Source organism: Oceanobacillus salinisoli (assembly GCF_009733865.1).
Taxonomy (GTDB): domain Bacteria; phylum Bacillota; class Bacilli; order Bacillales; family Amphibacillaceae; genus Oceanobacillus; species Oceanobacillus salinisoli.
In genome coordinates this window covers 36,310-58,098 of the sequence record NZ_WOFB01000015.1, presented here as the reverse complement: position 1 = coordinate 58,098, position 21,789 = coordinate 36,310, and the positions used below count along the sequence as shown (strand labels likewise).

At 36.9% G+C, this 21,789-nt stretch carries 19 protein-coding genes; 17 read left to right on the top strand and 2 right to left on the bottom strand.

Annotation, left to right across the window (positions count from 1 at the left end):
* Positions 1-34: 34 nt before the first annotated feature.
* Positions 35-1,249, bottom strand: a complete 1,215-nt coding sequence (locus tag GMJ66_RS11375; protein ID WP_156290441.1) for a nucleotidyltransferase — start codon at positions 1,247-1,249, stop codon at positions 35-37.
* A gap of 193 nt (positions 1,250-1,442) precedes the next feature.
* On the opposite strand from GMJ66_RS11375, the gene GMJ66_RS11370 reads away from it, so the two are divergent.
* From GMJ66_RS11370 to GMJ66_RS11360, 3 genes are all read left to right on the top strand, one after another.
* The gene (locus GMJ66_RS11370; RefSeq protein ID WP_156290440.1) at positions 1,443-1,967 is read left to right on the top strand and encodes a YceD family protein; all 525 of its coding nucleotides are present in this window, start codon (positions 1,443-1,445) and stop codon (positions 1,965-1,967) included.
* Between the two features lie 29 nt (positions 1,968-1,996).
* Complete coding sequence (rpmF, locus tag GMJ66_RS11365; protein ID WP_156290439.1) at positions 1,997-2,170, top strand: 50S ribosomal protein L32; 174 nt, start codon at positions 1,997-1,999, stop codon at positions 2,168-2,170.
* Positions 2,171-2,590: 420 nt separating this feature from the next.
* Positions 2,591-3,082 (top strand): RsfA family transcriptional regulator, encoded by a 492-nt coding sequence (locus GMJ66_RS11360; RefSeq protein WP_156290438.1) that lies wholly within the window; start codon positions 2,591-2,593, stop codon positions 3,080-3,082.
* 70 nt (positions 3,083-3,152) lie between these two features.
* Here GMJ66_RS11360 and GMJ66_RS11355 read toward each other — a convergent pair whose 3' ends face one another.
* A complete protein-coding gene (locus GMJ66_RS11355) occupies positions 3,153-3,635 on the bottom strand; it encodes an N-acetyltransferase (protein ID WP_156290437.1) in 483 nt (160 codons plus the stop codon).
* A 299-nt stretch (positions 3,636-3,934) separates the two neighbouring features.
* Between GMJ66_RS11355 and GMJ66_RS11350 the strand changes: the two genes are divergently transcribed.
* The 14 genes from GMJ66_RS11350 (at position 3,935) to ftsA (ending at position 21,781) form a co-directional block, all read left to right on the top strand.
* Positions 3,935-4,315, top strand: coding sequence for a DUF3397 domain-containing protein (locus GMJ66_RS11350; RefSeq protein ID WP_197046673.1), 381 nt, complete (start codon positions 3,935-3,937; stop codon positions 4,313-4,315).
* Positions 4,316-4,437: 122 nt separating this feature from the next.
* Positions 4,438-6,054: a bacillithiol biosynthesis cysteine-adding enzyme BshC gene (bshC, locus tag GMJ66_RS11345; protein ID WP_156290435.1), complete on the top strand. Its 1,617-nt coding sequence runs from the start codon at positions 4,438-4,440 to the stop codon at positions 6,052-6,054.
* A gap of 206 nt (positions 6,055-6,260) precedes the next feature.
* Positions 6,261-6,692, top strand: coding sequence for a division/cell wall cluster transcriptional repressor MraZ (gene mraZ, locus GMJ66_RS11340; RefSeq protein WP_156290434.1), 432 nt, complete (start codon positions 6,261-6,263; stop codon positions 6,690-6,692).
* Between the two features lie 34 nt (positions 6,693-6,726).
* Positions 6,727-7,704, top strand: coding sequence for a 16S rRNA (cytosine(1402)-N(4))-methyltransferase RsmH (rsmH, locus tag GMJ66_RS11335; RefSeq protein WP_197046672.1), 978 nt, complete (start codon positions 6,727-6,729; stop codon positions 7,702-7,704).
* Positions 7,704-8,078: a cell division protein FtsL gene (gene ftsL / locus GMJ66_RS11330; RefSeq protein ID WP_156290432.1), complete on the top strand. Its 375-nt coding sequence runs from the start codon at positions 7,704-7,706 to the stop codon at positions 8,076-8,078. Before rsmH ends, ftsL begins: the two co-directional genes overlap by 1 nt.
* A gap of 15 nt (positions 8,079-8,093) precedes the next feature.
* The gene (locus tag GMJ66_RS11325) at positions 8,094-10,361 is read left to right on the top strand and encodes a penicillin-binding protein (RefSeq protein ID WP_156290431.1); all 2,268 of its coding nucleotides are present in this window, start codon (positions 8,094-8,096) and stop codon (positions 10,359-10,361) included.
* 86 nt (positions 10,362-10,447) lie between these two features.
* Entirely contained in the window at positions 10,448-12,391 is a 1,944-nt protein-coding gene (locus GMJ66_RS11320) for a stage V sporulation protein D (RefSeq protein WP_156290430.1), read from the top strand.
* A 356-nt stretch (positions 12,392-12,747) separates the two neighbouring features.
* Positions 12,748-14,217 (top strand): UDP-N-acetylmuramoyl-L-alanyl-D-glutamate--2,6-diaminopimelate ligase, encoded by a 1,470-nt coding sequence (locus GMJ66_RS11315; protein WP_156290429.1) that lies wholly within the window; start codon positions 12,748-12,750, stop codon positions 14,215-14,217.
* A 6-nt stretch (positions 14,218-14,223) separates the two neighbouring features.
* A complete protein-coding gene (locus GMJ66_RS11310; protein WP_156290428.1) occupies positions 14,224-15,588 on the top strand; it encodes a UDP-N-acetylmuramoyl-tripeptide--D-alanyl-D-alanine ligase in 1,365 nt (454 codons plus the stop codon).
* Positions 15,589-15,633: 45 nt separating this feature from the next.
* Positions 15,634-16,620 carry a phospho-N-acetylmuramoyl-pentapeptide-transferase gene (gene mraY / locus GMJ66_RS11305; protein WP_156290427.1) on the top strand — a complete coding sequence of 329 codons (987 nt, stop codon included), beginning with the start codon at positions 15,634-15,636 and terminating at the stop codon, positions 16,618-16,620.
* Positions 16,617-17,966 (top strand): UDP-N-acetylmuramoyl-L-alanine--D-glutamate ligase, encoded by a 1,350-nt coding sequence (gene murD / locus GMJ66_RS11300; protein WP_156290426.1) that lies wholly within the window; start codon positions 16,617-16,619, stop codon positions 17,964-17,966. Before mraY ends, murD begins: the two co-directional genes overlap by 4 nt.
* Before the next feature lie 114 nt (positions 17,967-18,080).
* Positions 18,081-19,151: a stage V sporulation protein E gene (gene spoVE / locus GMJ66_RS11295; RefSeq protein WP_156290553.1), complete on the top strand. Its 1,071-nt coding sequence runs from the start codon at positions 18,081-18,083 to the stop codon at positions 19,149-19,151.
* A gap of 176 nt (positions 19,152-19,327) precedes the next feature.
* Positions 19,328-20,128 carry a cell division protein FtsQ/DivIB gene (locus tag GMJ66_RS11290; protein ID WP_156290425.1) on the top strand — a complete coding sequence of 267 codons (801 nt, stop codon included), beginning with the start codon at positions 19,328-19,330 and terminating at the stop codon, positions 20,126-20,128.
* 369 nt (positions 20,129-20,497) lie between these two features.
* A complete protein-coding gene (gene ftsA / locus GMJ66_RS11285; protein ID WP_156290424.1) occupies positions 20,498-21,781 on the top strand; it encodes a cell division protein FtsA in 1,284 nt (427 codons plus the stop codon).
* Positions 21,782-21,789: the final 8 nt, after the last annotated feature.

Sequence of the window (21,789 nt, the reverse complement as noted above, 5' to 3'; positions counted from 1 at the left end):
TGTCCTCCACTCCAACCCAAAAGCGTTTCAACCATTATCCTACAATAATTGGAGCCTTCAGTTCTTGCTGGAATAGTTGAATTTTTGCATCCGATTTTAAAATGCTATAGTAAGCATTGGTTGCTCTTTCCTCCATCTCAAGCAAAGGATTAGAATCTCTATTGAAATTAGTAATAATAGGAACAGGGACTTTCTTTTTATAATGATTTAAGTAGGATTGTCCTTTTTTTGTCATACCAAGAACACGTACATAAGGGATATAGCCATGTTCTAAATAAGGTTCACTATCTTTTTTCTTGGTATTTGTCAATATATGAACAAAGATTCGCTGAATTCTAGTCCATGTATAACGCTTTGTCTTTATTAGCTCTATCCAATGATGAAGAGATATTGCCTTTTTTGCAGTTTTTTTAATTCGGAATTCGATGCCTTCATTTACCCCGTGAATTTCGCTTAATTCGTCTAGAGACATGGTCATTACACGATAATGAAGTAATTGGAAATATTGTTCCCAATTATGCCATAAACCTGCCATATATTTATATTTCTGTAATTGTAAAGTAGTTTCTTCTGGCATTGTTTCTCTGATGGATGGAATAAGATCCTTTTCTTCAAAGATCTTTTTACGAATACTTGTGGCGCTAGCTATTTTATCTGTTATTAGTTCATCATGGAAATTATTTTTCGTGCGTTTAATGGTTAATGGTTCTATAGGTAAGTCATAATCGAATATAGCTTGTACATAACTGAATCCTAGTATGTTGTTTGGCTTGGATAAATCCACTTCTTCCGCGGATAGTCCTATTTGCTGATAAGCTAATCGACTTGCTTCAGGGAATGACAGACCGTTCGTTAATCCTGACTTTAACGTTTTTTTAAAAATAGGTTCTTTCTCTTTATAGTTTTCATAGCTTTTTATAAAATAGGATATATTACCAGACTCACTTCCAAAACAAACATTGGAAACGCCGATTTGGTTTAGTGTTAGGACTGCCCCCCTGGCAAATATATCACTATTTTGCACTACATATAGGAATGGCAACTCAATAACCATATCAATACCTGTTTTTAAAGCCGCTCTCACTCGGTGAAATTTGTCTATAATGGCCGGTTCTCCCCGTTGCAGAAATGAGCCACTCATAACGGCTATCATACAGTCAGCATTCGCAGCCTTTTTGGCTTCATGAATATGATAGCTATGTCCATTATGAAAGGGGTTGTATTCTACGATTAGACCACATGCTTTCATGTTTTCAACTCCTGATATTTTGGTTAATATTGTACCAAAATATCATATTTATCGCACATTTTATCAAGTAGGGTGGAGATGAGGTGATTACTTGAAATCCACATAGGGAATAATACGACTGGTGTAAAGAAAACATATTGACAAAAGTCTTTTTTTCTTTTAAAATAACTCTTGTTGCCTTGAGGTGAAATTAATGAAATTTACATTAGGTCAAATTAGAAAACATGCTAACCAAGAACCTTTCACATTTGATGAACATGTGGATGTTTCCGAACTTCAAACGATGAACAACGATATACGTGAAATTAAACCTGTACATGTTCTTGGACATTGTACGCAAAGAGGCAATCAGTTTATTTTCTCTTTCACAATAGAAGGGGAAATGATTTTGCCTGATGCACGTACATTAGTGGACGTCCCTTATCCTTTCAAAATGAAAGCGACTGAGATATTTTCCACTTCATCATATATGGGTAAGGAAGAAGAGGAACAGGAAATCCACCCAGTAAATGGGGACACAATAGATTTAACCCCATACATAAAGGAGAATATTTTATTGGAAATACCATTTCGGGTTTTTTCTGATAAAGATACAGATAATGCTCCTTTTAGTGGAGAAGGCTGGGAATTCCTCTCAGAAGAAGAAGAAAAAAGTAAGGTAGATCCACGTCTTCAAAAATTACAGTCATTACTTGATAAAAAAACGGAAGAAAAATAGTTTTTCTTTCTTTAAAGGAGGTGTAAGTCATGGCAGTACCTAAAAGAAGAACGTCTAAAAAAGTGAAGAATCAACGTCGTACTCATAAAAAATTACACGTACCTGGAATGGTAGAATGCTCAAATTGTGGAGAATTAACGAAGCCACACCATGTTTGCAAATCTTGCGGACACTACGATGGGAAAGATGTAGTTAATAACTAAATCAACCTATTAGAGAACAGATCACTTATTTGTGGTCTGTTCTTTTTTTGGGAAAGTAAAAAATCAATACAGCAAAAATTTTCACATCCCAAGTATATGAAAAGCAAACAACTTAGGAAAGTGATTGGGGCAAAGGCATACATAAAACAGTGAATGATATGAAGTCCAAAAATATGGATAACCTATTAAATGCCTACATATCGAAATCCTATCGTCAAATGCTATTAATAAAAAATAGGACACTTGAGAGCATATATTTTTCATATGACTAAAGAAGCGAAGTAAACCGCTCTGTTATGGAACTCTGAGGAAGATAAAATGACTTTTTTAAATTTTTTATCACACAAATAACGAAACATTTTATTCTAGTACTCCTATTTTTTGCATACATTTTATAGCAAAGAAATAAGGAGGGGTGTTATGAACGAAACACGGCAAGACGCTTGGACAAAAGATGAAGATGTTATTTTAGCTGAGACCGTACTTCGTTATATTAGAGAGGGTAAGACGCAACTAGAAGCCTTTAGAGAGGTCGCAGCTCAATTATCCCGTACACCAGCAGCGTGCGGATTTAGATGGAATGCAACGATTCGTAAACAATATCAAGATGCAATTGAGTTAGCAAAAGAAGAAAGAAAACAAGGAACACGAAAAGATGTATGGAAGCTGGTTAAAACAGAGAACCAAGAAAAAGACACTATTGAATCCGCTATTATGTTATTGGAAAAAATGAAAGTGAAATTTCAGGAAGAGGGCGGTTTGAGTAAAGAAGAGCATGAAAAAGCTGTTGCAGAGTTACAGGATGAAAATAAACAATTAAAAGAAGTGCTGCAGCGCTATGAATATGCATGGGATGAAATCACGAAAATCCTAGAAAGAATCAAGTCTTATAAAGACGACCATATAAACTAATATCGCAGCATAACATATCTGAAAGAAAAAGACATGAATGGATTTGGGCATTCATGTCTTTCATCATTATTTATTTAGAAATTTCCTTTTCCCTGACTCCTTCAGGCATCCAAATAAGTGGATTTTCTCCTAAGTCACGCTGCATATCATATTGTGCTTTTTGAAAGCCCATTTTCTTCCAAAACCCATGAGAATTAACGAGTGGGTTGGTTTTTATGGGCAATTGGAAGCTTTTAGCGAAATCAACCAAAGCTCTTCCATATCCATTTCCCCGGTAGTCCGGCAATACTTCCAGCTTCCATAAAGTGAGATAATCCTGAGGAGGATCGAAATAATGATCATATTCCTTCTTCACTTCATATAAACTCATTCTGGCTGCGAGGTTGTTTCCATAATAAATGCCATAAAAAGGTGATTCACTATTATTTTCGACGATATTATTTTGTAATTCTTCCATCATTGATAATTCCTGGTGGCCATATTCTCGAAAACGTTTAAACATTTCAAGCGTTTTATAATTTATTAGTAGCCTTTCTACTTTAATGTTATCCATGAAATCACTCCCCTATGTGTTAGCGCTTTAATTCCCCTGAAAGACTAACTTATTGTAATGATTTTTCTTAGGTGAATCATCATACAATTATATTATAATATAAACACGCTAATTTTTAAATAAAATAAACAATAAGAAAATTACTTAAATATCATTTTTTGAAAGCAAAATATATTCTGTTTGCGTAATATATGATAAAGTAATATCGATGGAAAAAGGTTTGTGAGATAAAGAAAATAGTAAAAATATAGACTGATATGGAAAAAGAGTCCAGTGGTGTGGGTAGGAGGCGGATAGGTTTGGTTGATTTCATTGTTTATTTCCTGGCATTTTTCATAACAATACCTGCCATAGCTTCGGTTATTGTTTATATCATTTCATTGAAAATTTTTCATTCAACAAAAAGAGCTGTACATACTTCGGTAAATTGGACAACATTACTATATATAATAGCAGTGAATCTTCTTATCCAAAATCTCTTTCATATGTCAACCACTGGTTTTATATTATTATTCATGCTTATTGTTCTCACCTTAACGATCCTTTATCAATGGAGAAACCATATGGATATTGAGTTTAAAAAGGCATTTAGGATATTGTGGAGAATTAGTTTTTTGTTATTTATGTTCAGCTATGTGTGTTTGGTGATTACTGGAATCATCATGCAGATAATTGGATAGAGCAGGCATGAGTTCCAGGAAATACTTTCTTAGAAACAGTTAGAAACAGAATGAATGAAAAAAAGATAGGATTTAGGTAAAATACAAAAAAGGACTAAGTAGATAAAGGAGAACGAATTTCTATGTGGATTGATCCAATTAGAATATATAATCAAAGTAAGATTGTTTCCGACTATCGTTCGAATAAACAAGATATCTTGGATTTTTTTGAATATATTCCATCTGAAAATCTGGAACAGAGACTGAAGGATTTAAAAAAAAGAACCTTTCAGAGGGATTCTTTAACAGAGGTACTCTATAAAATGAATAAGCAGTGGGGGGCTCCAAGTTCTACACTGCATAATGTAGACCGGTTGTCAGATGAAAACAGTGTGGTTGTCATTGCAGGTCAACAAGCAGGACTGTTGACAGGACCGATGTATACCATCAATAAAATAATTTCCATTATACAATTAGCCAAACGACAAGAGGAAAAGCTAGATGTCCCAGTAATTCCTGTGTTTTGGATTGCTGGAGAAGATCATGATTTTGATGAAATTAATCATATTTATTTACAAAAAAATTCACGAATGAAAAAATATAAAGTGGCTCAGCAGGTAACAGACAAGCGTTCTGTCTCTGACATTGAATTGGATAAGGAAGAAATGCTTCGCTGGCTGAAGGGGATTTTCCTCCAAATCGAAGAAACGGAGTATACGATAACGCTATATGAATCTATCATCGATTGCTTAGAGCAATCAGCAACTTATACCGACTTTTTTGCGCGGCTTATTTACAGTCTGTTCCCTGAGGAAGGATTAGTGTTAATGGACTCAGCCCACCCACTAGTCCGAAGAATGGAAAGCAAACATTTTGTGTATATGATTGAGAAACAAAACGAATTAAGCAGTGGTGTTTGTGAAACGATGGAAAGATTAAAGGCGCAGGATTATCATGTACCTCTTGAAGTGGAGTTAAGTGGGGGAAATCTTTTTTATCATCAAGGAAAGGAAAGAATCCTGCTCTTTCGAAATGAATATGGAGATTGGATAGGAAAGCAAAATGAGGTGGTGCTTTCAACAGAGGAATTAATTCAAATTGCAGAAAAAAATCCGGAGAAATTAAGTAATAATGTGGTTACAAGACCGGTTATGCAGGAATTATTGTTTCCATCTCTTGCTTTCATAGGTGGTCCGGGTGAAATAAGTTATTGGGCTGCATTAAAGCCTGCCTTTCATGCATTTGACATAAAAATGCCGCCAGTATTACCGCGTTTGTCTTTTACATATATTGATTCCAAAGTAAATAAAGTTTTGAAGCATTTCAGTCTAACTCCTAGTGATGTGATTAATAATGGAGTTACAGATTATAAAAAAGCCTGGATTGACTCCAAAACCCATCCGCCAATCCGTGCTTTAGCAGAGGAAATAAAAGACACCGTTGGTAAAGCGCATCAGCCATTAAGGACACTTGCAAAAGAAATCCGATCTGATATAGGTGATTTAGCTGATAAAAACTTATTTTATTTACATAAAGAAATTACATTCTTGGAAGAAAGAATGATTCGAGCGGTTGAAGAGAAATATGAGAAGGATCTGGAGGAACTGAATCTTATACAGTTATTCCTTTATCCAGATGGTTTACAGGAACGTGTATGGAACCCACTTCCGATAATAAATAAATATGGTACGGATTTTATTAAAGAAACATTGGAATATTCATGTTCCTTTTCGAATGATCATTATCTTGTTTATTTATAGATTTTGGGAAAAGTCCACCACCATTCACCACTAATTAAAAAGTAATTGTAAAAAAGCCGTCATCTCAAGAGATGACGGCTTTTTTGATGGCCGATGTTTATTGGTGGATCCCGATTATATAAAAAAATAAAATATTTTTGGGGAATTTAGTGGTGAATTGTGGGGGGATGTGGTAATATTAGAAATATGAAAGTGGGGCGTACTTTATGTTCATGGGTGAATTTCAACATAACATTGATCCAAAAGGCAGAATCATTGTCCCTTCCAAGTTTCGTGAGGATCTTGGAGACTCATTTGTTGTGACCCGTGGACTTGATAAGTGTTTATTCGCCTACCCAATGGAAGAATGGAAATTACTAGAAGAAAAGTTAAAAAAACTCCCACTAACAAAAAAGGATGCTAGAGCTTTTACTCGATTTTTCTTTTCTGGTGCAGTTGAATGCGAAGTGGACAAACAGGGGAGAATAAATATTCCACAGACACTTCGGAAATATGCGGATTTAGAAAAGGAATGTGTAGTGATTGGGGTGTCAAACCGTATAGAGTTTTGGGCTAGTGATAATTGGGAAGAATATGTTACAGATTCTGAGGAATCTTTTGGAGAAATTGCCGAAAATCTTATGGATTTTGATATTTAATTTAGCTGTTTAAGATAAAAAAGTGGGTGTAATGATGTTTGAACATTATAGTGTATTAAGAGATGAAACGATAAAAGGATTAGCTATTAAAGAGGATGGCACATACATAGACTGTACTCTTGGCGGTGGAGGTCATTCTGAACAAATAGCTTCCAGGCTTAACGGGAATGGTTTATTAATTGCTTTTGATCAGGATCTTGACGCTTTAGATGCTGCAAAAGAAAGGCTAAAGGCTTATCAGGATAATATTCTATTTATTCATGCCAACTTTAGAGAGATGGAAGAAAAGTTAAATGAACATGGTATTGAACAGGTAGATGGTATTTTATTTGATTTGGGTGTTTCATCACCACAGTTGGATAGAGGAGATAGAGGATTTAGCTACCAGCAAGATGCGAAATTGGATATGAGAATGAACCAAACCATAGATTTGACTGCTTATGAAATTGTAAATAATTGGCCTTACAATCGATTGGTTTCGATTTTCTTCCGGTATGGGGAAGAAAAATTCTCTAAACAAATTGCCAGGAAATTGGAAGAATACCGTAAAACGAAGGCAATAGAAACGACACATGAATTAGTGGAAATAATTAAAGATGCGATACCTGCTCCGGCGAGAAGGAAAGGTGGACATCCTGCTAAACGTATTTTCCAGGCACTGCGTATAGCTGTAAACGATGAGTTAGAAGCGTTTAATGATGCTATTCATCAATCTGCAAGAATAATTGGTGTAAATGGCCGAATTGCTGTTATTACGTTTCACTCATTAGAAGATAGACTGTGTAAGCAAGCTTTTAAGAAATGGAGCACACCGAAACAAACACCAAAGAATCTGCCAATTATTCCAAAAGAGTTTGAGGCACCATTTAAGCTGATTACAAGAAAGCCAATTATTGCAGGGGACGAGGAATTAGAAGAAAACCGGAGATCACGCTCAGCAAAGCTGCGTATTGTTGAGAAGGTCAATCCATGGAATGAAGAATTTACTTATGAAGAAGGGTGGAAGAAATAATGAGTGCAAATCATGCCCATAGCTGGCAACATTTAAATCCACAGAAAACTCCTCAAAAAGAACAGAAACCACATGTAAAAGTCCGTAAACAAGGATGGATAACAAGAGGGGAAAAGGTAATCTATTCCGTTGTCTTCATGTGCTTTATTCTTTCAGGTGTTTTTATTGTTTCTTATTCTTCCTCAACTGATACATTAAACCGAGAACTGGAGACTTTAGAACAAACAGTAAGAAATCAGCAAGTAACGAATGAGGGCTTATTGTTTGAAAAGAAAGAGCTTAGTCGACCTGAAAGGATTTTAGGGATTGCAAAAGATAAAGGATTAAAAATTCAAGATGCTGAAGTGAAACAAGCACAGATATTTAACAACTAAGCAAGGGGAATTTGTATGCGGAAAAACAAAACAACCCACTTCATGTCTGCTATTTTGATTGTTTTATTCTCTGTTGCTTTCATAGTGCTGACTGGAAGGTTTATGTATATACAAGCAACTGGTGAGATTGATGGGGTTTCTCTGAAGGAATTTGCCGATCAAAAGCGGACTTCTTCTTATACGATTAATGCGGAAAGGGGAAAAATCTACGATAATAATGGGATGGCACTTGCTTATGATATGCCTGTATATCGTCTATATGCAATCGTTCGGGAAGAGTACTCGAAGAATTTAGATGAGCCAAAGCATGTGGTTGATCCTGAGAGAACAGCACAAGCTTTGGCTCCTATCCTGGGGGTGGAAGAGAGCGATATACTTGACCCCCTATTAAAAGGGATCAATCAGGATAGGTTCCAAGTTGAATTTGGAAAGGCTGGTAACGATATATCTCAGCAAACGAAAGAGCAGATTGAAAATTTAAACTTGCCAGGCATAAACTTTGAAGAACATTCCCAGCGATATTATCCAAATGGAACATTCGCCTCTCATATTATCGGGTTTGCCAGAGAAGAAGAAGTGGAAATAGATGGGGAACTTACCAGTGAAATAAAAGGGATAGCAGGTATGGAAAACGAAATGAATGATTTGCTAAAAGGTGAGGATGGGTATATTTCCTATCAACGTGATCAATACAATAAACGGTTGTTAAAGCCGAATGAAATTATTAGTGAGCCGGAAAATGGAGACGATGTCTATTTAACTATTGATCAAAAAATTCAAACGCTCGTAGAAGATGTTTTATCACAGGTGGAGGAAGAATATGAACCCGAGCGGATTACCGCGGTTGTTATGGACCCTAAAACCGGAGAAGTTCTGGCAATGGGGAATCGGCCGAGCTATAATCCGAATAATCCAGCAAATGTAGAAAATTGGTATAATGATGTTATTTCTACACCTTTTGAGCCAGGGTCAACAGTAAAAATGTTTACATGGGCTGCTGCGATTGAGGAAGGAGTTTATAATGGAGAAGATATTTTTCAATCGGGTAGTTTTCAAGTAAATGCGCAAATCAATGCTATTCACGATCACAATAATGGGGAAGGGTGGGGCACGATTTCCTTTGATGAAGGTTTTGAACGTTCATCCAACGTTGCAGCTGCAAAGCTTGTTTGGGAAAATATAGGAACAGACAAGTTTTTAGACTACTTGCATGCATTTGATTTCGATAAGAAGACAGGTATCGATTTACCTGGGGAGGTTGCCGGTGAAATACTGTATAACTGGCCCCTTGAAAAAATTACTACATCGTTTGGTCAAGGTTCAACATCAACACCAATTCAGCAAATGAAAGCTGCAACAGCCATTGCTAATGATGGGAAAATGGTCCAGCCATATGTAATTCAGAAAATCGTTGATTCTTCTACCGGAAAAATAATGGAAGAAAAAAGTCCAAATGTCGTTGGTCAGCCAATATCAGAAGCAACAGCAGACCAGGTGTTAACTTTACTGGAATCTGTCGTTGTTGGTGAAAATGGGACAGGGAAAAAGTTCAAATTGGAGGATTATACAACCGGTGGGAAAACGGGGACTGCTGAAATACCAAATCCAGAAGGTGGCGGTTACCTAACAGGGAAGAATAATTATATTTTTTCTTTCCTTGGAATGGCCCCGATTGACGATCCGCAGCTAGTCATGTATGTATCTGTGAAACAACCAAAATTAGATACGTATGAAGTCGGATCAGACCCTGTTTCCTTTATTTACCGAAACGTAATGGAAAACAGCTTGCATTATTTGAATATTGATCCTGACAAACAAGAAGATAATACGCCAAATAAGGTGGAAATTCCAAAGGTCATAGGTGCAAAAACTACCGATCTCCAACAGCAACTGGCTGATTATGGATTAAATGTCACCGTTGTTGGTGACGGAGGAAACATCATTTCAGCTAATGTTAAAGAAGGTGACAAGGTTATTGCACAAGAACGGATTATTATAGTCACAGATAAACCAACGATGCCAAATATTAAGGACTGGTCAATCAGAGATGTATCCCAGCTCGCGGATTTAATCGGACTGAAAATGGAAAGCTTCGGGAATGGATATGTCATCACGCAAAATATTGAAGAGGGTACACCAATAAAGGAAAATGACTATTTAGCGGTGGAGTTGAAAGCTCCAGGTGAATCTGAAAGTACAGAAGAAGATAAAGAGGAGCATTCCAGTGAACCAGAAGAAATACCGGAATCAGTTCAACCAGAAGAGTCAAATGAAACAGAGTGATGAAATTTAAAGATAAACAGTGTTCTATTCGAATTTTTTACTTCATATAGTTGATACAAGCCTACCTATGAAAAGGGGATTTAGAAATGAAGCGTGTATCCACTGTAACGGTTAGAAAACGAATAGTCACTGTTTTTCTTTTTGCTATTCTAATCCTAGCAATCATTGTTATCCGTTTAGGCTATGTTCAATTTTTCTTAGGTGATGAATTGGTTGGACAAGCAACGGATTTATGGACAAGGGACATTGTATTTGAGCCGGAAAGGGGCCTTATATTGGATGCGGAGGGGGAAGTGCTCGCCGAAAATGTTACAGCACCTTCCATTGTAGTCGTTCCTAGGCAAATTGAGGAACCAGAAGATACGGCATCGAAATTGGCCAATATACTTAATATGGATAAAGATCAGGTTTTTGAGCAAATAACGAAAAATGCTTCCAGTGCTAATTTACGCCCTGAAGGGATTAAAATTTCTGAAGAACAGGAAAAAGCGGTCCGTTCTGCCAATTTGAGTGGTGTCTATCTGTCAAAGGATTCCAAACGGCATTACCCTTTAGGTGATGATTTATCCCATGTATTAGGTTTTGCAGGTATTGATAACCAGGGACTAATGGGATTAGAACTTTACTATGATGAACAGTTAAGTGGTGAAGAGGGAAGTTTGGCATTTTATTCAGATGCAAAGGGGAGGAGATTAGAGACGCTTGCTGATATCTATAATCCTCCTACAGATGGTAACCATCTAAAAACAACCATCAATTCAAAGGTGCAAACAATTATTGAGCGTGAGCTTGATCTAGTGGAATCCAAGTATGAGCCAGATTCAGCACTGGCAATTGCTGTTGATCCAAAAACTGGAGGTGTACTTGGAATGTCCTCCAGACCTAATTTCCACCCTGAAAATTACATGGATGTTGATCAGTCAATCTTTAACCGAAACCTACCTATATGGGCAACATATGAACCGGGATCCACATTTAAGATTATTACATTAGCTGCAGCTCTAGAGGAAGATGCCGTGGATTTAGAAGAAGACGAATTTCATGATGATGGATCCATAGAAGTTGGAGGAGCCAATATTCATTGCTGGAAAAGTGGTGGGCATGGGCATCAGAGTTATTTAGAGGTTGTACAGAACTCCTGTAACCCTGGATTTGTAAACTTGGGTCAAATGCTTGGGACGGAAAAATTGTATTCCTATATTGATAGATTTGGTTTTGGGCAAGAAACCGGAATTGATTTACAGGGGGAAGCAACAGGGATTTTATTTAAACCTGAAAACGTTGGACCTGTTGAATTGGCTACTACTTCCTTTGGTCAAGGTGTTTCTGTTACACCTATTCAGCAAGTTATGGCAGTAGCTGCTGCGGTGAATGGAGGATATTTATATGAACCATATATAGCGGAAGAGTGGATTGATCCACAGACCGGTGAAGTAGTCGACAAACGAGAACCCGAAATGAAAGAAAGGGTGATTTCACAGTCTACTTCAGAGGAACTGCGCTATGCATTGGAAAGTGTAGTTGCACAAGGGACAGGCCGACCAGCATATGTTGAAGGGTATCGAGTTGGTGGGAAAACAGGTACTGCTCAAAAAGTAGGTCCAAATGGAGGTTATTTAGAAAATAACTATATTGTTTCATTTATTGGTTTCGCACCTGCAGATGACCCGGAAATTGTTGTCTATGTAGCAGTCGATAATCCGAAAAATACGGTACAATTTGGTGGGGTTGTTGCAGCACCAATTGTAGGAACAATAATTGGAGACAGTTTACGTGCTTTAGGGGTGGAGCCGCGTACTGGTGGATTAGAAAAGAAATATCAATGGCCAGAAGAACCTGCAGTGGAGGTTCCGGATCTAATCGGTTTATCCAAAGGTGAATTAGCTGAAATGCTTACGAACTTGTCCATCGAAACAAGTGGGTCTGGTGATTATATTATTGATCAAGCACCTGATCCAGGAACGAAATTGGAACCAGGTTCAAAGGTTCGCATTTATTTAAGTGATGAAAAACATCGAGATGATGAATAAAGTTTGCTATAATAAATGGAAACAGTTTTGATATGGTTATCGTTTCTATCCATCTTTATCTTTAAAAAAACGTGATGATTTTTTAAGAGGGTGAATTTCACCCTCTTAAAAATAGGTAAGTTATAGAATACATATATAGCTAGTTTGCGATTCCAATTATTCAGCAGGTAAAAAATAAAAGGCTACTTTCTAAAATGAGTGTTGCTTTAGCACGACCACTACGGAAGTACTTTGTATATTCGAAGCGGATGATGATCATCAACCATATGAAGTAGTGTCACATTTTAGTATCTGCTGCGGTACGTAAAAGTAACTTTACTTCCGAAAAGAAACAATAAAATAAAGGATGTTTTTGCATGAATTTAAATGAATTACTTTCGATTATACCTTTTTACAGAACCGAATCTGTCTTGGACAATATTGACATTATTGATCTCGAAATGGATTCAAGAAAAGTGAAGCCCGGTTTTCTGTTTGTATGTATTTCAGGATTTACCGTGGATGGACATGATTATGTAGATGAAGCGGTTCGCAATGGTGCATCAGCAATTATTGCGGAAAAACAGGTAGAAGCGAGTGTACCAACTATTTTAGTTAGTGACACTTCCAAGGCACTGGCAATGCTAGCAGTTAGGTTTTTTAATTACCCAACTTCAAGGATACCACTCATTGGGGTTACCGGTACGAACGGAAAAACTACGGTTACGTATTTATTAGAAAAAATATTTAATCAGTATGAGAAAAAAACAGGGTTAATTGGAACCATTCAAATGAAAATTGGTGAAGATACGTTTCCTACACCAAATACAACACCAAATGCTTTGGATCTTCAACGCTTTTTCAAAAAAATGAAAGACGAACAGGTTGAACAGGCCATCATGGAGGTATCCTCCCATGCCCTTGATTTAGGAAGGGTGCATGGCAGTGATTATGATATTGCTGTTTTCACGAATCTATCCCAGGATCACCTGGATTACCATAAGGATTTAGATGATTATTTGCGGGCAAAAAGTCTTTTGTTTAGTCAATTGGGTAATAACTATAATCTAGATAAACAAAAATTTGCTGTTATAAATGCAGATGATGCTTCTTGCGACCTTTTAAAACGAAGCACGGCACAGCATATTTTAACATACGGATACAACCATGAAGCAGATGTTTCGGCTAAAGATGTAAAGCTCGATGCAGCCGGAACTTCCTTCACCTTAATTACTCCAATTGGAACAGTAACGGTTTCCAGCAAACTAATTGGAATGTTTAATGTTTACAATATGCTTGCAGCAGCTGCAGCGGCTATTGCTGGAAATGTTCCATTAGAAGTGATAAAAGCAGCTTTGGAAAGTATACAAGGTGTAAGTGGCCGATTTGAGGTTGTTGACAATGGTCAGAACTATACGGTTATCGTTGATTACGCACATACCCCTGACTCATTGGAAAATGTGCTGCAAACGGTAAACGAATTTGCCGCAAACCATATTTATGTTGTTGTAGGATGTGGGGGAGATCGTGATCGAACCAAGCGTCCATTAATGGCAAAGAAAGCACTACAATATGCTGATTATGCTATTTTTACTTCGGATAATCCAAGAACAGAAGATCCATCAGCAATCTTAAATGATATGATAGAAGGATTGGAAGCATCAGATAGCTACGAAGTTATTGTAGACCGGAAAGAAGCAATCAACAAAGCGATTGCTTATGCCAAAAAAGATGATATTATATTAATTGCTGGAAAAGGACATGAAACCTATCAGCAAATTGGTCACATTAAATATGATTTTGATGATCGTGAAGTAGCAAAAAGCGCGATTATTGCTAAGGGGTAATGACTCATGTTATGGACGATAAAGGAGTTAGCAAATTGGTTTTCCGATATTCAAGGGAATGTTGATCCAACTGTTGAAATTCAAGAGGTAAATACAGACAGCCGGTTAAAGGTTAGAAATTCTTTGTTTATTCCACTTATTGGTGAAAACTTTGATGGTCATCAATTTGTGGAGCAAGCTATCGAGAATGGAGCTGTGGCCATATTTTGGAAGAAAGATAAGGAGCTACCGTCATCGATCTCTTCTGATATTCCAGTATTTATGGTAGAAGATACATTAAACGCCTTGCAGAGGCTGGCAAGGAATTATCGTGATGAGGTGAACCCAATTGTGATTGGGATTACAGGTTCCAATGGGAAGACGACAACAAAGGATTTAGTTGCCTCGATGGCAATGTCAAGTTATGTGACTCATTATACAAATGGAAATTTTAATAATCACATTGGTCTTCCATTAACGATACTATCGATGAAAAGAAATACAGAAGTACTTGTATTGGAAATGGGAATGAGTAATTTTGGCGAAATTGAAACCTTATCTAAAATAGCGAAGCCTGATCATGCAATCATTACCAATATAGGAGAGTCACATATTGAATTTCTTGGATCCAGAGAAGGAATTGCAAAAGCGAAAATGGAAATCGTACATGGCTTAAAAGAAAATGGTACGATTATTATTGACGGTGATGAAGATTTGCTTCGTTCATTGCATCAAAAGCCAAATACGGTTACCTGTGGATTTAATGATGGAAATGATTATAAAATAGTAGATGCGAAAGTTACGGTAAAGGAAACCATCTTTAAGCTGGCTGATGATGCCATTTATCATGTCCCATTACTAGGTAAACACCATGCCAAAAATGCAACCTTTGCGATAGCACTAGGTGAACAGTTGGGAATTAAAAAAGACCAAAGGAAACAAGCATTACTTTCGGTTCAGCGAACGTCGATGCGTTTTGAGTTAATCAAGGGTGTAAACGATGTTTCGATTATTAATGATGCGTATAATGCATCACCAACATCGATGAGAGCGGCCATTGAAGTGGTAAAAGAATTGAGCGGATTTACCGATAAAGTTTTAATTCTTGGAGATGTATTGGAACTTGGGGAACATGCGAAACAACTGCATCAAACAGTAGCAGAAGTGGTTGAGTCACCAATTACTGCGTTGTTCACGATAGGGGAACATGCAAAAGTCATTTCTCAGACCGTAAATAGGGAGAAAGCTAATTTCATTAAGACCGAGCATTTTCATTCAAAAGAAGAACTGTTGGAATCACTTCAACCGTATTTAAATAATGAATCATTGCTATTATTTAAAGCATCCAGAGGATTAAAATTCGAATCACTAGTAAATGAACTAACGGATTAACCATATTTTTATGTATGGACGGTTAAGGTAAGAGGAGGAATATTAATGGATCTATTTGTCATATTTGTAACCATAGCAATTGCATTTCTAGTTACCGTCCTTTTGTCTCCCATTTTCATCCCCTTATTAAGAAGGTTGAAATTTGGTCAAAGTATTAGAGAAGAAGGACCAAAGTCACATATGAAAAAGTCAGGTACCCCGACAATGGGTGGGATCATGATAGTCATAAGTATTGTGATTACATCCATTATTATGGTTTATAAAGTTCTGGGGAACAATCTGAGCTATGAATTTTGGCTATTGATTTTTGTTTTAGTTGGATATGGATTACTCGGATTTTTAGATGATTTTATAAAAGTAGCAATGAAGCGTAACTTAGGTTTGACTTCAAAGCAAAAGATGCTGGGACAAATTCTTATTGCACTTATCTTTTACTTTATCCTTAAAGGACAAGGCTTTTCTACATATATTCATATACCGGGTACCGATGTACAGTGGGATTTTGGATGGTTTTATGCTATTTTAATCATTGTTATGCTTGTAGGTGCATCCAATGCAGTAAATTTGACGGATGGTTTAGACGGGCTTTTAGCAGGAATAGCAGCCATTGCATTTGGGGCATATGCAATTCTTGCCTTGTTTTTGGGAGGACACACGGAAGTATCAATCTTCTCCCTTGCTGTTGTAGGTTCTCTTTTAGGATTTTTAGTGTTTAATGCACACCCTGCAAAGGTGTTTATGGGAGATACAGGTTCTTTAGCACTAGGGGGAGCTATAGGTGCTGTTGCGATTTTAACAAAAACAGAGATATTGCTTGTTATCATAGGTGGGGTATTCGTTCTGGAAACCTTATCTGTTATCATTCAAGTTATCTCATTTAAAACAACTGGAAAAAGAGTGTTTAAAATGAGTCCCCTACATCATCACTATGAATTATTAGGCTGGTCCGAGTGGAGAGTGGTAACGACATTCTGGTTAATTGGACTTATTTTTGCTGTGCTTGGCATATATATTGAGGTGGGCTTAAATTGAAAAAACTATTGGATTTTCCATATTCACATGTGCTCGTTCTTGGCCTGGCTAAGAGTGGTACAGCAGCAGCAAAACTACTGCTCGATAATGGAATACAAGTACGTATAAATGATATGAAAACAGAGGAAAACGATTCGGTTGTGGTTGACTTACGTAAAATGGGAGCAGAGGTGGTTGTAGGATCACACCCACTTTCTGTTCTGGATGACATCAAATTAGTCGTAAAAAATCCAGGTATTTCTTATGATAATCCTATTATCGTTGAGGCAAAGAAACGCGACATACCTATTATTACCGAAATAGAAATTGCTTATCAATTAGCTGGTCATTCGATTATAGGTATTACTGGTTCCAATGGAAAAACAACTACGACAACCTTAATTACAGAAATACTTCAAGCAAGTAAACGGCCTGTGAAGGTAGCCGGCAATATCGGAATAGTAGCTACCGAGGTCGCTCAAACACTTACAGAAAAGGAAACGTTAGTATTAGAATTGTCCTCCTTTCAGCTTCAGGGCATTGAAAAATTCAGACCGAACATTGCTGTTTTGTTAAATATTTTCGAAGCACATCTCGATTATCACAAGACTTTCGCAAACTATAAGCAAGCAAAATGCAATATTTTTAAAAACCAAACGAGTGATGATTACTTAGTTTATAATGCAGACGATGATGTGATTGTTTCTGAATTAAAAAATGCAAAAGCGGTGCTTGTTCCATTCTCTATAAGCAAAAAAGTGGAACAGGGTGCGTGGATGGACGAGGACTTTGTCTATTTTAAAGATGAGAAAGTTATTTCCCGTGAAGAAATTGTCCTAGTAGGGAAACATAACCTGGAAAATATATTAGCAGCCATCTCAGCCGCTAAATTAAATGGTGCAACAAATGAGGGGATTCGTAGCGTACTAACGTCATTCCAGGGTGTAAAACACAGACTCCAATATGTGGGTCATAAACTAGGACGTTTATTTTACAATGATTCCAAAGCAACCAATCTTTTAGCAACACAAAAGGCGTTATCTGCTTTTGATAAACCGGTGATTTTACTTGCTGGTGGATTGGATAGAGGAAATGGATTTGATGAGCTGGCTCCATTTTTAACATATGTCAAAGCAATGGTTGTTTTTGGGCAAACGAAGGAAAAACTGAAACAGTTAGCCGAGAATACGGGAGTTAATGAAGTTGTATTGGCGAATCGTGTGGAAGATGCGGTCGAAAAAGCATATTCGCTTTCAAATGAAGGAGATATTATATTACTTTCACCAGCCTGTGCCAGCTGGGATCAGTATCGTACGTTTGAAGAAAGAGGTGACATGTTTATACAAGCCGTGCATAAACTAGTGTAGGGGCTTGTATAAATAAAAATAAAAGGAATATTGAATGCCCCTGTCTATCATTTTAGGTAAAGGGGTGTTTTTTTGTTTAAAAAACGTCTGGATGATCAAAGTAAACCTGATTTTATGTTGTTATGGATTATTATAGTTTTACTGATTGTCGGAGTCGTGATGGTTTACAGCTCGTCTTATGTTTGGTCAGAGTATAAGTTTGGTGATCGGTTTTTCTATCTGAAGCGACAATTACTATTTGCTGGTGTAGGGGTAATTGCCATGTTCTTCTTTATGTTCATACCGTACAATACATGGAAAAAATATGCCAAAGTAATTTTGATTGTATGTTTTAGTTTGTTAATTCTTGTTCTAATTCCGGGGATTGGTTTAGTACGCGGTGGTGCTCAAAGCTGGATAGGAGTTGGTGCATTCAGTATTCAGCCTTCCGAATTTATGAAACTGGGTCTTATTATCTTTTTGGCTAATTTGCTTGCTGTAGGTCAGAAGTATATAACTTCCTTCAGACAGGGGTTTTTACCGTGTCTATTGCTGGTTTTTACAGCTTTTGGTCTGATTATGCTGCAGCCTGACTTAGGAACTGGTATGGTTTTGGTGCTTACTTGTATGATTATGATATTTGCTGCCGGTGCAAGACTGTCGCATTTTTTTGGACTAGCTGCACTTGGTGTACTCGGTTTAGTCGGTTTAATTGCATCTGCGCCCTATCGTATTAATCGTATTACTGCATTTTTGAATCCATGGGAAGATCCGTTGGGGGACGGATTTCAGATTATACAATCGTTATATGCGATTGGTCCCGGAGGTTTAATGGGTTTAGGTTTAGGGAATAGTCTTCAAAAGTATTTTTATTTGCCTGAGCCACAGAATGATTTTATATTCGCAATTATAGGAGAAGAATTAGGTTTCATTGGGGGAACATTTGTTATTGTATTATTTCTGCTTCTCCTATGGAGGGGAATAAAAGTTTCGTTGGAAGCACCGGATCTTTTCGGAAGATTGTTGGCACTTGGGATTGTCTCTATGTTAGCTGTTCAGGCAATGATTAATATTAGTGTTGTTATTGGCTTAATACCTGTTACAGGGATAACGCTTCCGTTTCTCAGCTATGGGGGATCTTCGTTAACTTTAACCCTATGTTCGGTTGGGATATTGTTAAATATTAGCATTTATTCCAAAATATAGTGGCGATTTGTGAGTGGAAAATATTAGAAGATACATTTTATGAAAAAACTTGATAAACTAATGGTTGTACACTATATGTTTCCCTGTATTTTATGATATAATTCATGTAACTGAATAAAAGCGGCATAATTTTATGCCGTTTATTCTTTTAATTTTCTAAAAAGGAAGAAATGGAGATGAGTGACAAAAATATTGTTTCAATTGAGGATCGCATTCCGAAATTAAAACAAGCCCGCAAAAAAAAAGCAAATCGTCGATTAATTTTTTATCTATCAATCTTTTTCTTCTTGATTTCAATTATCGTTTATTTACAATCACCATTAAGCCAAATTAAAACGATTACTGTTCATGGAAATGTACATACAACGGAAGAAGAAATTATTCAATTAAGTCAACTAATTGCCGATACAAATATATGGATGATTGATTTTGATTCCATAGAAAGTAAGATTCAGAGTAATCCCATTGTAGACAGTGCAGAAGTGAACCGAAAACTTCCATGGACAGTGACAATTGATATAACGGAACATAATGTTGTCGGTTATATAAAACAAGAGAGGAACTTTTTTCCAATCTTAGCTAATGGCGTGACACTTGAAACAGGACAAGCTACATATAATGGAAATTCTCCAATGTTGATTGGTTTTACGGAGGATGAGCCTATAAAACGGATAGCTCAGGAATTAAATAAGTTACCAGCAAATATAGCCAATCTTATCTCGGAAATTCATTGGAAACCTACAGAGGAAAACCAAAATAAAATCCTTTTGTATATGAGAGATGGTTATTTGGTAGATGGAACGATTCGAAACTTTGCCAGTAGAATGGAAGTGTATCCTTCGATTGTTTCCCAATTGGAACCGGGATCAGAAGGTATTATACATATTGGAGTCGGTGTGTATTTTGAATCCTTTGAAACGAATTCTTCAGAGGGTGGAGAGTCAGAAGACGTTTCCGAAGAATTATCACGTGATTAACTGGCTGAAGACCTCAACTAGAAGAATTCGAGATACTTCAGGAATGATATGGGGGACGCGCAGCCAGTAAAATCCTGATTCGTTTATCTAATAATCAGAAGGGATGAATCTCACACTGATTGAAGATTCACTTTATCAGAATAATGATATCGAAACCCATATAATTGATAAGTCAATCGAATGCATATGATTACAGGAAAAAGAAAAACGAGATAAGATTTTTCGGAAAAAATTAAAGGAATACGCTTTTTTTTGTGGAAATACCTATATATATTTTCTTTTCTTATTAAACTAGTTAATTGCCGGAAATAATGAACGGATTGTTGAATCCATCATGTATGGATGTTTTGAATTTGGAGGTGCCTTTCTTTGAATAACAGTGAAATACTAGTAAGTCTTGATATAGGAACATCAAAAATCAAAGTAATCATTGGAGAAGTATTAAATGATTCATTAAACATCATTGGAGTAGGTACTGCAAAATCCAATGGAATGAAAAAAGGTGCAGTAGTGGACATTGATCAAACCGTACATTCCATTAGAAATGCAGTAGAACAAGCCGAGCGTATGGTTGGAATGCATATTGAGCGGGTGGTTGTAGGAATAAACGGGAATCATATTGGTCTGCAGCCATGTCACGGGGTGGTCGCTGTTCAAAGTGAAAATCGTGAAATTGGTGATGAAGATATAAGTAGAGTGCTTGATGGGGCACAAGTGGTTTCTATTCCACCTGAACGTGAAATTATTGACGTTATTCCCAAACAGTTTATTGTCGATGGATTAGATGAAATAACAGATCCAAGAGGAATGATTGGCGTTCGGCTGGAAATGGAAGGAACGATTATTACATGTTCGAAAACGGTTTTACATAATATTTTAAAATGTGTTGAACGTGCAAATTTGGAGGTAGCAGATATTTGCCTTCAACCACTTGCTGCTGGTACGATAGCCTTATCTCCAGATGAAAAAAACATGGGTGTTGCATTAATTGATGTTGGGGGAGGCTGTTCAACTATCTCTGTTTTTGAAAATGATCATTTGCAGGGGACAAGTGTTGTCAGTTTAGGTGGAAATAATATAACAAAAGATATATCCATCGGTTTACGTACTACCACGGAAGAAGCCGAGGATGTAAAATTAAATTATGGACACGCCTTTTATGATGATGCCCAGGAAGATGAAACATTTGAGGTTTCTATTATAGGAAGTAATAAAAGAGAAACGTATAATCAGCTCGAAATTTCTGATATGATAGAAGCAAGAATGGAAGAGATCTATGCTTTTGCTGAGAGGGAAATTCGAAAGATGGGGTATCACGAACTACCCGGCGGATATGTGCTAACAGGAGGAACAATGGCAATGCCTGGGGTATTAGATCTGGCTCAAGATTTATTCCGCTCTAATGTTCGTATTGCTATTCCAGATTACATTGGAGTTAGAGAGCCTCATTTCACTGCAGGAGTTGGCGTTCTGCAATTTGCTCATCGGAATGCAAAAATTCAAGGAAAAGAATTATATCCAGCAGTCCGAAATGAAGTTAGTGAACCTTCCCCTAAACGTAATCCCAAGCAGCAAAGCACAGATGAGCCGAAAAGAAAAGAGAAGAAAGAGACAGGGAAAGTTGGCAATCTATTTAAATGGTTCTTTGATTAGGCGACTAT